This window comes from Plantactinospora sp. CNZ320 (genome assembly GCF_002846275.1).
This window is the reverse complement of sequence record NZ_PJMP01000001.1, coordinates 5,295,001-5,307,458: the sequence shown is the minus strand read 5'-3', so window position 1 is coordinate 5,307,458 and position 12,458 is coordinate 5,295,001. Positions and strand designations below refer to the sequence as shown.

Sequence of the window (12,458 nt, the reverse complement as noted above, 5' to 3'; positions counted from 1 at the left end):
ACAGAAACGCGTCGCACTACCCAGATAGGGAACGGTTGCCCCCCCGTGGGGCGACGCCGGAGCAACTTTAAGGGTTCCTTTATTCGGCGCGCTGCCCCGTTTCGGTTCTCCGGACCAAATTGGTCCGTTAGGCCGATCACACTCCGACGATCCGGCGAATCGGCGCTGCGAAAGCCAGCATGTCGCACGATCCGGGCGGGTAATCCCGTTTGCGGTCCACAAGAGACGGTGATGGATTGCCGCGCCCTGCCGCTCCGTGATTATCCGAGTACGTACAACAGATTGCGTATCCACCGAACGGCGGATCACACAATGACGCCAGGGCGGCCGTCCGGCCGCCCTACGTGCCCGGACCCTGCCGCGTTACCGTCCGCGCACACGGTGCCGCTCCACCACGGCGGCGCCCTGCGGCCGATCCGAAGATGAGGGAACTGTCGGAGACGTTGTCGAGATAGCTCCGGCTGTCTGGACGGCGCCGGTCAGAGGGCCCGCAACAGGTTGCCGATCGACCGGATGGTGGACCTGATCTCCTGGAGGTACCGGTCCGCGCCCAACGGCTCCGAAGAGGCGTACCCGGACAGCGCCGCCGGATCAAGCCCCACCGTGTCCACCTGGCACCCGTACCCGAGACTCAGCGTACGGATCGCGTCGCAGTGCTGGAACGGCACGTAGATCTGCGAGGTCAGTACGAGCACCCGGTCCCCGGCCGACGGTCGGAGTTCCGCCGCCCAGAAGTGGTACGTGTCGGAGGTGTGCGCCCGCCGGGTCGCCGGTTCCGTCGACGGTGCGGCCAGTACCCGCACCACCGGCCGGCCGGGTGGGCGGTAGACGGCGACCGACCAGGACCGATGGTCGATCCCGCCCGGTGAACGCCGCTCCTCGACGGTTGTCGGGCAGCCGAACGCGGCCCGGATGCCGAGGTCCATCGCGTCCACCTCGTAGCCGTCGTCGAGCCGCATCCGGTGCTGGTCGGCGGGGAGGTGCAGCCGCGCCAGTTCCGCCGGGCGGAGCGGGCGGAAGCTGCCCAGCGCGGCGACCTCACCGGCCTCGACGGCTCCGGTGTCGACGAGCCGGGCGGCGTAGGCGGTCCGTTGCAGGCAGGACCGGGCCAGTCCGCCCAGCACCAGCAGATGGTCGTACCGCCGGCCGGGCACGGGTCGTGGGCCGGCCAGGCCGAGCGCACCGGAGGCCGACCGGACCAGCTCGGCGATGTCGGGGGCGAGGGCGGCCTCGGCCACCTCGTCCCGCTCGACCGCACCGTTGCGGCTGCGGAAGTCCCAGTGCCGGGCCGAGAACCCGTCCAGCCAGTCCAGCAGCTCGATCGGGGCGAGCCGGTCGGGCAACTCCGCGCCGAAGGCGGCCACCAGGTCCCGCAGCGGCCGGGACCGGACCCAGCCGGTCAGCCCGGTCACCAGGTCGGCCCGGGACGTCGCGCCGGCCCCGCTCGGCAGCGGCACGGGCTGGTACCCGCTCACCCTCGTCCTCTCCCGCCCACGGAGGAACGCTGTCCACCCCCGTGGGCACGTCACGACAGACGACCGCGGGTCCGGAACCGGTGACCGGTCCCGAACCCGCGGCCGCGTTGCGTCAACTCGACTGTCGGTACGTACGCAAACCGTCGTTCACAGCCTGGCACACTGTCCGGTCGCCGGGCCCCGGACCGTGTTGGTCCGGCCGTCGTTGCCCGGTGCCGGGGAGTTCGCCAGGCAGCTCAGCGGCCCGCTGATGGTGTTGCCGGCGACAAGCACCGGCTGGCTGCCGGAGTTGCCGACCAGCGAGACCGGGCCGCCGACGGTGACGGTGTCGACCCGCACCCCGCCACTGGACAGCGCCACCGAGACCGGGCCGGCGACCCTGCCCTCCTCGACCAGCACCGCACCGGTCGCGGCGACCACCGTGACCGGGCCGGAGATCCGGGTACCGCTCAGGGTCAGCGTTCCCGCCCCGGTGGCGGTTACCGGGCCGGTGATGCTGCCGCCGGTCGCCAGCAGTGACGCGCCGGGCAGCACGGTCACCGCCCCGGTGACGGTGGCGTTCTCCAGGCAGGTGAGCCCGGAGAAGACGGTGACCGCCCGGTTGTGCCGACCGGTGATCGTCGTGGTGCACTCCGGTCCCGGCTGCCCGACCGCCGAGCGCGGCGCCGGGTCGGCGGTGACCGGCGAGTTCGCCGCGAGGTAGTTGGTAAGCATGGTCAGGTCGTTGTCGCCGGTGGTGACCCGGTCGGTGCCGCCGGCCAGGGTGGTGAAGTTGTCCCCGCCGGACGCGAGGAACGAGTTCACCGTCACCCGGTAGCTGCCGCTCGGGTTGATCGGCGTGCCGTTCAGGGACATCGACGTGATCCGGGAACCCTGGGCGGCCTCCGGGTCGTAGGTGTAGGAGAAGCCCTTCGAGACACCCAGCCAGAGCACCGGCCGGGAGGCGCCGGCCGGCTGCCACTGCTCCTCCAGCACCTGCTTGAGCTGCGCCCCGGTGTACGTCTTCGTCACCACGTCGTTGGCGAACGGCTGCACCGAGAACGCCTCCGCGTACGTGACCACCCCGTCCGGGGCGTACAGCAGGTCGGCCCGGAGACCGCCCGGGTTCATGAGCGCGATCTGCGCCCCGCCCCGGCCCGCCGCACTGGTCCCGGCGAGCTGCACGTCGGCGATGAAGTTGCCGAGCACCGACTCCTTGCCCCGGTCCTCGTTCCCGGCCTCGTTGTACGCCCGCCTGATGTCCGCGGTGATCGACCCGAGCGGCCGCTGACCCAACTCCTGCGCCCGCTCCTTGGCCGCCGCCACGATCTGCGCGACCTCCGCGTCCTGCGGTGCGCCGACCACGTCGACGAGTGCGGCATCGGCCGCGGTGACCGTACCGCTGGCCGGGTCGAAGGTCAGGTCGACCCTGCCCAGCCGCTTGCCGTAGTCCTCGGCCTGCACCACCGGGCGCAGCCGGTCGGTGCCGGGGATCGGCACCTCGAAGGCGTACGGCTGGTGGGTGTGCCCGCTGAAGATGACGTCGATGGTGGCGTCCGCCCGGGTGAACTTCCCGAAGACCGGGTCGTTCGCCAGCGCCTCGGCCGAGCCGATGTTCTCGGTCGCCGCGCCCTCGTGGGTGAGCAGCACCACCACGTCGGCCTCGCCGTTGGCCGGGTTGCCGTCGGAGAGCTGTGCGGCCACCGCGTTCGCCTCAGCCACCGGCTCCCGGAAGGTGATCCCGGCGATGCCGTCCGGGCTGACCAGCGAGGCGGTCTGCTCGGTCACCACGCCGACGAAACCGACCTGGATCCCACCGACACTGCTTACCGAGTACGCCGGCAGCACCCGCTCGTCGCCCCGATAGACGTTCGCGCCGAGCAGCGGGAAGTCGGCCCGGTCGGTCACCCTGCCGGTCAGGTCCGCGATGCCCTTGTCGAACTCGTGGTTGCCGACCGCCGAGGCGGCCAGCCCCATCGCGTTCAGGGCGTCGATCGTCGGGTTGTCGTCGTCGATCGCCGAGACGAACGTGGAGGCGCCGATGTTGTCGCCACCGGAGACGAACGCGGTGTTCGGGTTCTCCGCGCGGAGCTGGTCGACCAGGCCGGCGACCTGGGCGGCACCGCCGACCGGGCGGCCGTCCGGCGCGTTGCCGGGCGACTCCAGCCGACCGTGGAAGTCGTTGACGCTGAGCAGCCGCAGATCGACCGGGCCGGTCGCACCCGTCTCCAGGCCCAGCACGATCGGGTTGTGGTCACTGGCCCGGTACGGGTTCTCGGCGAAGAACGCCGGGTGCCCGTCGTACTGGTAGGCGAACGACTCGTGCGAGTTGATCTGCCAGACGTCGACCCCGGTGACCCGTTCCGCCAGCGACGCCGAGGCGACCGCGTGGTCGAGCGAGCCGGACTCGCCACCGAAGACGTAACTGGCCCGGCCGGTGTCGTTCAGGTCGACGTACCCGGCGTCGTGGAGGACCTTCATCGGGTCCTCCTGGGTGTACGCGTTGAAGTCGCCGAGCAGCAGCACCTGGTCGCTGCCGCTGTCGGCCTTGAGCCGGTCGACGAAGGCGGTAAGCGCGCGGGCCTGCCGGACCCGGTCGCCGTTGAACGCGCCCTGCCCGTCCCCGCTGTCGGCGTTGTCGCCGGTCGCCGAGTCGGAGCTGCTCTTCGACTTGAGGTGGTTGGCCACCACGGTGAAGGTGGTCGTGCCGGCCGTGAAGGTCTGCGCGATCGGCTCCCGGGCGTTGAACCACACCGTCTCGTCGTTCACCGACCGGGAGGCGCCCTTCGGCTGTGCCTTGGCCGGCTTGAAGACGATCGCGGTGGTGATGAAGTCCTGCTGGGCCGCGGCCGGCAGCTCCGCCGGGGTACGTACGTAGTCCCAGGTGCCGGCACCGGCCGCCGTGTTCAGTGCGGCGACGAGCCGCTTCAGCGCCTGCTGCGGGTCGGCGGCGTTGAACCGGACCGAGTTCTCGATCTCCTGGAGGGCGACCACGTCGGCACCGAGCGCGTTGATCGCCGAGACGATCTTCGCCTCCTGCCTGGCCAGCGCCGCCTCGTCCGGTGCACCCCGGGCGTCGCCGCCGAAGTGCACGAAGTAGTTCAGCACGTTGAACGCGCCGACCTTGAGGTCGCCGCCGACGTCCCGGGGTGCCGGGGTACGCGGGTTGGTCACCTTGAACGTGGTCCGGGCGGCCGGCGGGGTCTGCGCGTCGACCGGGGTGGTCGGCTGGAGCCGCCACTCGTCGAACCCGTACGAGAGCACGCTCGGGCCGAACGCCTCGACCGAGTCACCGACCCGCAGCGGGCTGCCCGGGGCGAGGTACGGCGGCAGCAGGTTGGCACTGGCCAGGTTCGTGGTACGGCCGTCGTCGACCAGCAGCCGGGCCAACCTGTTCGCCGTCGCCGCCGCGCGGGCGGCGTCACTGCCGGGCCGGGCGACGTCGGTGGGGATCACCGCTGCCCGGTCGCCGGCGGCGAGCACGACCTCGCCGTACCGGTTGGTGTTGTAGACCTCGGAGACGGTGAACTGGCCGACCGGGGCGACAAGCATCGACTCGACCGACTCCCGGGCCGGGGCCTCCAGCGGCAGCGAGAGCGCGACCGGCGACGGCAGCGCGACACCCTGCTCGCAGACCTGCACGTCCGCCTTGGCGCCGATGCTGACCTGGGTGAGCCCGTTGAACTCGCTGGCGGTGCCGCTGACCCGGACCCGGTCGCCGATCCCGACGCTCGGGTGGTTGGCGGCGTTGCTGGTCAGGTAGACGAAGATGCCGTCCGAGGCGGTGCCGGCGGCCGGCGGCCGCCCGTCGCTGCCGGCGGTCTGTAGGTAGACGCCGTTGTAGCCGCCGGTGCGGTGGTCGCCGGTGACGACGCCCTCGACGGTGACCCGGGTACCGGCCAGCGGCGTGGCGTCGCCGCTGCCCTGCACCTGGGCGATGGTGTGGCTGACCGGGGTGTCGCAGCCGACCGGGTCCGGATCCGGATCCGGGTCGCCGCCACCGTTGCGGGTGCCGAAGCTCTTCAGTGCCGGGGCCCGCCACGTCCCGTCGATCCGCTGGAGGGACTCGCCGATCGGGGTGCCGCTGCCCTCGGCGACGCCGATGTCGGTGGCGGCCCGCCCGTCGGCCGGCCCGCCGACCGCGGTCATCCCGCCCTCGTAGCTGAGGAACTCGGCGACCGCGCCGTCGGGGGCGACCAGCGCGATCCCGTCCGGCGCGCCGTTCTGGATGCCGTCCGTCGGGTACGTCGCGACGACCACTCCGGCCGCCGGCACCGTCCCGCTGAGCGTCCGGGTGTTGTACGGGGCACCGTTGTTGCCGTTGTAGAGAACGAGCTGCCAACCGGTCAGGTCGGTACCGGCCGGAGCCTCGACCTCGATCGCCTCACCGGTGTCCGTACCGACGTTGTCGTAGTGGATCTCACTGAGGAAGGGCGTCGCCACGGGTTCGGCGGCGAGGGCCGCTACTCCGCTGGTCACACCGAGCGCACCACTGGTGAGCAGTACGCCCAGCGCCTTGAGCGAGCGTCCGCGTCTGTTCCGGCGCATCAAGTTGCCTCCGATAGGGGGTAGACGGTCGGAGCATATGCGGGCCAGGTGACGTACCGAGAGCTGCCAGGCGTACGGAACACCATGGATGTTTGGTCGTACCCCGCCGAAGATCGGACTATTCGCAGTTTTCGCCCGCGCGTCGGAACTACTTGCCCCGACACCGTCCACTCGGGCTCGATCGTTTCCGAGGTCGCACCGCCACGCCGGTTGCCGAGGTCACCCCGGCTCAGGCCGGACCCGCTGCCCGGCGGAGCCGGTTTTTGGCTACCGTAGTCGGTCAAGGTCCTGCCGGGCGGCTGTCGTGCCGGCCCGCCGCATCGCGCTGAGGTGTCCGTGAGGCTGGGGTGTCCGTGAGTCAGTACGGCGACAACAGAATGAACCAGCGAGGTTCGATGCCCGCCGACGAGCGGCCGACCGTGCAGATGGCCGCCGTCGGGGGGACTGCCGGGGATCGCCCGACCATCCAGATCACCACCGTCACACTGCCGGCCGGGCAGCAGAACGGCGGTCCGGGCGGCGGCGCCGGAAGTACCCCGGAGACCGTCACCACGACCTCGGCCGGCTGGGAGACGCCGGTCTCGGGCTCCGGCCCGGCAGACCCGGCGGGCAACCCCGGCCAGCCGACCGGCCGGCGACGCCTGCGGCGGCTCCTGCTCGCCGGTGGCGCGGCCGTCGCCGTCCTCGTCGCCAGCGGCGGCGCCACGGCCGGCTACGCGTACGCCGGTGACGTGCCCCGGGGCACCACCGTGCTCGGCGTCGACCTGGGCGGCCAGAGCCGGGCCGAGGCGGCCAAGGCGCTCCGCGCCGACCTGGACGGCCGGGCCAGCACCTTCACCAGCCCGGTGCAGGTCCGCATCGGCGACCAGACCGGTGAGGTCTCGCCGGCCGCAGTCGGGCTGGCGGTGGACGTCGAGGCGACCGTGGCGGCGGCCGCCGAGCACCGTCCCGGCCCGTTGAGCCTGCTCTTCGGCTCCCGCAGCACCGAGCCGGTGGTCACCGTCGACGCCGAGAAGCTCGACGCCGAACTGCGCAAGATCATGGGTCGGACCGGGCCGCAGATGACAATGCCGGCGATCACGTTCAGCGGTACGACGCCCCGGCCGGTCTATCCGAAGCCGAGCAAGGGCCTGCAACCCGAGGAGTCGGCGAAGGCGCTGCGGTCCGGCTGGCTGCGCGGGCAGCCGGTCCAGGTGCCGCTTGTCGAGACGCACCCGGCGACCAGCACGGAGGAGGTCGACAAGCTGGTCACCGAGTTGGCCAAGCCGGCGGTCTCCGGCCCGGTCACCGTGAACACCGAGCGGGGGAACTTCACCATCACGCCGGCCGCCATCGCCAAGAGCCTGGTGCTGACCTCCGACAAGGCCGGCAAGATCTCGCCCCGGGTGGACGAGAAGAAGCTGCGTACCGCGCTTTCCGGCCAGCTCGACAAGGTGGAGGTGAAGCCGAAGGACGCCACCATGTCGATCCAGGGCAACAAGCCGAAGATGGTGGCCGGTTCGAGCGGCTCGCAGGTCGACACCGCCGCGCTGGCCCGCGACCTGCTGGCGGTGCTGCCCAAGACCGACGGCCGTACCCTGCGGGCGCAACTCAAGCCGGTCGAGCCGAAGGTCAGCACCGAGGACCTGGCCAAGATGGGGATCAAGGAGAAGGTCTCCAGCTTCACCACCAACTTCACCGGCGGTCTCAGCTCGCCACGCAGCCAGAACATCGTCACCATCGCCCGGGACGTGGACGGCACCGTGGTCAAGCCCGGCGAGACCTTCTCACTGAACGGGCACACCGGCGAGCGGGGCTACGCCCAGGGCTACCGGGACGCGCCGGTCATCCTCGACGGCAAGCTCGTACCGGGGGTCGGCGGCGGCACCTCGCAGTTCACCACCACGCTGTTCAACGCGACGTACTACGCCGGCCTGGAGGACGTGGAGCACAAGCCGCACTCCTACTGGTTCAGCCGCTATCCACCGGTCATCGAGTCGACCATCTTCTGGCCGGACCTCGACTTCAAGTTCAAGAACGACAGCCCGTACGGCGTACTCATCGACACCTCGCACACCTCCAGCTCGATCACGGTGTCGATCTGGAGCACCAAGGTCTACGACAGGGTGACGACGGAGTGGAGCCCGCGCCGGAACATCACCAAGCCAAAGGTGATCAAGCTCCAGCCGGGGCCGTCCTGCATCCCCACAAACGGGATCGACGGCTTCACCCAGGACGCGTTCCGGCTCTTCCACAAGGATGGAAAGGTCGTCAAGCGGGAGAAGTTCACCTGGAAGTACCTCGCCGAACCCCGGTACAGCTGCGGCTGAGCATCTCCCATCCCGGTGGTATGACACAACCGGGATGACATCGGCGCATTGCGATATAGCGATGGGGGTCCATACGCTGCCGGCATCGTGATCTAAGGCGCGCCCACGAGGCGCGTCGCCGATGTTCGGAGAGGACCCCCATGGCTCGTTGGCGCTCCCTCACCCGCCTGGCCGCCGCCACGTTCGCCGCGGTAGCCGTCGGCGGCGTCACCCTGGCCGCACCGGCCGCCGCCGCACCGGAGAACACCGACGTCACGCCCTTCGTCGTCGGCGGCACCCGCGCCGCGCAGGGCGAGTTCCCGTTCATGGTACGACTCTCGATGGGCTGCGGAGGCTCGCTCTACAGCCCCCGGCTGGTGCTCACCGCCGCGCACTGCGTCGGGCGTACGGGCAGCAACACCAGCATCACCGCCACGCTGGGGGTGGTGGACCTGCAGTCGTCGAGCCGGATCCAGGTCCGCTCCAACTACGTCTACCGGGCACCGGGCTACAACGGCAACGGCGACGACTGGGCGCTGATCCGGCTGGCCAGCCCCGTCACCGGGCTCAGCACCCTGCCGATCGCCACCTCGACCGCGTACGACAACGGCACCTTCACCATTGCCGGCTGGGGCGCCACCCGGGAGGGCGGGGCACAACAGCGGTACCTGATGAAGGCAAGCGTGCCGTTCGTCAGCGACTCGGTCTGCAACGGACCGTCGGCGTACGACGGTGACGTCATCGCTGCCGAGGAGATCTGCGCAGGCCCGCTCTCCGGCGGCACCGACACCTGCCAGGGTGACTCGGGCGGCCCGATGTTCCGACAGGGCGGCACCGGCCTGGTCCAGGTCGGCATCGTCAGCTGGGGCTACGGGTGTGCACGGGCGAACTACCCTGGCGTCTACACCCAGGTCAGCTACTTCTCCTCGGCGATCGTCTCGGCGGCGGCGAGCTTGGGCGGCTGACCGGCGGAAAGGGTTGTGGTCGGGGCCGTGGGAACCGACCCAACCCGGTCGACAGGGCGTGAAAACACGAGTGGCGCCACCTGTGAAGGTGGCGCCACTTCGTAGAAGATGTCCGGCGGCGTCTTACTCTCCCACACCCTCCCGAGTGCAGTACCATCAGCGCTGGAAGGCTTAGCTTCCGGGTTCGGAATGTAACCGGGCGTTTCCCCTCCGCCATAACCGCCGTAACCCTATCAACAACACAAACAACACATCCCACCCACACGCGGGAACCGTTGTTCGTTTGCTGTGAATCACACAGTGGACGCGTAGCAGCTTCGTAGTCAAGTCCTCGGCCTATTAGTACCGGTCAACTGAACCAGTTACCTGGCTTACATCTCCGGCCTATCAACCCAGTCGTCTCACTGGGAGCCTTACCCCCTTTACGGGGTGGGATACCTCATCTTGAAGCAGGCTTCCCGCTTAGATGCTTTCAGCGGTTATCCCTCCCGAACGTAGCCAACCAGCCGTGCCCCTGGCGGGACAACTGGCACACCAGAGGTTCGTCCGTCCCGGTCCTCTCGTACTAGGGACAGCCCTTCTCAAGTATCCTACGCGCACGGCGGATAGGGACCGAACTGTCTCACGACGTTCTAAACCCAGCTCGCGTACCGCTTTAATGGGCGAACAGCCCAACCCTTGGGACCTGCTACAGCCCCAGGATGCGACGAGCCGACATCGAGGTGCCAAACCATCCCGTCGATATGGACTCTTGGGGAAGATCAGCCTGTTATCCCCGGGGTACCTTTTATCCGTTGAGCGACACCGCTTCCACACGCAAGTGCCGGATCACTAGTCCCGACTTTCGTCCCTGCTCGACCCGTCAGTCTCACAGTCAAGCTCCCTTATACACTTACACTCAACACCTGATTGCCAACCAGGCTGAGGGAACCTTTGGGCGCCTCCGTTACATTTTAGGAGGCAACCGCCCCAGTTAAACTACCCACCAGACACTGTCCCTGAACCCGATAAGGGCCCGAAGTTAGATACCCAAACCAACCAGAGTGGTATTTCAAGATTGCCTCCACCCATACTGGCGTATGGACTTCACCGGCTCCCACCTATCCTACACAAGCTAATTCAGATACCAATGTCAAGCTATAGTAAAGGTCCCGGGGTCTTTCCGTCCTGCCGCGCGTAACGAGCATCTTTACTCGTACTGCAATTTCGCCGGGCCTGTGGTTGAGACAGTGGGGAAGTCGTTACGCCATTCGTGCAGGTCGGAACTTACCCGACAAGGAATTTCGCTACCTTAGGATGGTTATAGTTACCACCGCCGTTTACTGGCGCTTAAGTTCTCAGCTTCGCCCCGAAAGACTAACCGGTCCCCTTAACGTTCCAGCACCGGGCAGGCGTCAGTCCATATACATCGAATTACTTCTTCGCATGGACCTGTGTTTTTAGTAAACAGTCGCTTCCCCCTGCTCTCTGCGGCCATACAACGCTCCACCAGCAAGTGGCTTCACGTCTCCGGCCCCCCTTCTCCCTAAGTTACGGGGGCAATTTGCCGAGTTCCTTAACCACAGTTCACCCGATCGCCTCGGTATTCTCTACCTGACCACCTGTGTCGGTTTAGGGTACGGGCCGCTCGGAACTCGCTAGAGGCTTTTCTCGGCAGCATAGGATCACTGACTTCACCTGAATCGGCTCGGCATCACGTCTCAGCCACATGGCGTGCGGATTTGCCTACACACCGGCCTACACGCTTACCCCGGCACAACCACCGGCCGGGCTCAGCTACCTTCCTGCGTCACCCCATCGCTTGACTACTACCCGCCAGGTTCCCACGCTCCCCCACAGAGGTCCGAAGACCGCCACAGGTTCGGGTGGTTAGCACAACGAGGTTCATCACGGGCGCTCCTACACGGGTACGGGAATATCAACCCGTTATCCATCGACTACGCCTCTCGGCCTCGCCTTAGGCCCCGACTCACCCAGGGCGGATTAACCTGGCCCTGGAACCCTTGGTCATCCGGCGGAAGGGTTTCTCACCCTTCTTTCGCTACTCATGCCTGCATTCTCACTCGTGCCGCGTCCACAACTGGGTCACCCCGCTGCTTCACCCCCGGCACGACGCTCCCCTACCCATCCACACACCTGCATGCAAATCCCGAAAGACCTACACGAAGTTAAAATGTGAATGCCACAGCTTCGGCGGTGTACTTGAGCCCCGCTACATTGTCGGCGCGGAACCACTTGACCAGTGAGCTATTACGCACTCTTTAAAGGGTGGCTGCTTCTAAGCCAACCTCCTGGTTGTCTATGCGACCCCACATCCTTTTCCACTTAGCACACGCTTAGGGGCCTTAGCTGGCGATCTGGGCTGTTTCCCTCTCGACTACGAAGCTTATCCCCCGCAGTCTCACTGCCGCGCTCTCACTTACCGGCATTCGGAGTTTGGCTGATTTCAGTAACCTTGTAGGGCCCCTAGACCATCCAGTGCTCTACCTCCGGCAAGAAACACACGACGCTGCACCTAAATGCATTTCGGGGAGAACCAGCTATCACGGAGTTTGATTGGCCTTTCACCCCTAACCACAGGTCATCCCCCAACTTTTCAACGTTGGTGGGTTCGGCCCTCCACGCGGTCTTACCCACGCTTCAGCCTGCCCATGGCTAGATCACCCCGCTTCGGGTCTAGAACACGCGACTACACGCCCTATTAAGACTCGCTTTCGCTACGGCTACCCCACACGGGTTAACCTCGCCACATGCCACTAACTCGCAGGCTCATTCTTCAAAAGGCACGCCGTCACCCCAAAAGGCTCCGACGGATTGTAGGCGAACGGTTTCAGGTACTATTTCACTCCCCTCCCGGGGTACTTTTCACCATTCCCTCACGGTACTCGTCCGCTATCGGTCACCAGGAAGTATTTAGGCTTACCAGGTGGTCCTGGCAGATTCACGGCAGATTACAGGAGTCCGCCGCTACTCGGGAACACCCACAAGGAAGACCAGCTGCTTTCACCTACCGGACTATCACCGCCTACGGTTGGCTTTTCCACACCATTCAGCTAACAACTGGCTTTATAACTCCCCGGATGGTTGTCAGCCCACCCCATGAGGTCCCACAACCCCGACCACGCAACCCCTGACAGGTATCACACGCAACCGGTTTAGCCTCAATCCGCTTTCGCTCGCCACTACTCACGGAATCACTATTG

General features: G+C 67.3%; 4 protein-coding genes and 2 rRNA genes (1 of these 6 running past the window's edge). 2 read left to right on the top strand and 4 right to left on the bottom strand.

Translation table 11 applies throughout. The annotated features are described in order from the left end of the window. Nucleotides 1–479: 479 nt before the first annotated feature. Nucleotides 480–1,475, bottom strand: a complete 996-nt coding sequence (locus CLT71_RS23675; protein WP_486483413.1) for a hypothetical protein — start codon at nucleotides 1,473–1,475, stop codon at nucleotides 480–482. 147 nt (nucleotides 1,476–1,622) lie between these two features. Further along, nucleotides 1,623–6,002 (bottom strand): ExeM/NucH family extracellular endonuclease, encoded by a 4,380-nt coding sequence (locus tag CLT71_RS23670; RefSeq protein WP_101369033.1) that lies wholly within the window; start codon nucleotides 6,000–6,002, stop codon nucleotides 1,623–1,625. Between the two features lie 395 nt (nucleotides 6,003–6,397). Here CLT71_RS23670 and CLT71_RS23665 point away from each other — a divergent pair, with 395 nt between their 5' ends. Further along, nucleotides 6,398–8,311: a VanW family protein gene (locus tag CLT71_RS23665; RefSeq protein ID WP_199187698.1), complete on the top strand. Its 1,914-nt coding sequence runs from the start codon at nucleotides 6,398–6,400 to the stop codon at nucleotides 8,309–8,311. Between the two features lie 140 nt (nucleotides 8,312–8,451). Beyond that, a complete protein-coding gene (locus CLT71_RS23660; protein WP_101369032.1) occupies nucleotides 8,452–9,255 on the top strand; it encodes a serine protease in 804 nt (267 codons plus the stop codon). Between the two features lie 110 nt (nucleotides 9,256–9,365). Here the strand turns inward: CLT71_RS23660 and rrf are convergent. Then, nucleotides 9,366–9,482 (bottom strand): 5S ribosomal RNA (gene rrf / locus CLT71_RS23655). A gap of 92 nt (nucleotides 9,483–9,574) precedes the next feature. Continuing rightward, nucleotides 9,575–12,458: ribosomal RNA gene (locus tag CLT71_RS23650) — 23S ribosomal RNA — on the bottom strand (it continues 227 nt past the right edge of the window).

What these genes read in the sequence shown, in the direction of transcription:
- CLT71_RS23670 (WP_101369033.1), bottom strand. Translation starts at nt 6,002, where the DNA reads ATGCGCCGGAACAGACGCGGACGCTCGCTCAAGGCGCTGGGCGTACTG.
- CLT71_RS23665 (WP_199187698.1), top strand. Translation starts at nt 6,398, where the DNA reads ATGCCCGCCGACGAGCGGCCGACCGTGCAGATGGCCGCCGTCGGGGGG.
- CLT71_RS23660 (WP_101369032.1), top strand. Translation starts at nt 8,452, where the DNA reads ATGGCTCGTTGGCGCTCCCTCACCCGCCTGGCCGCCGCCACGTTCGCC.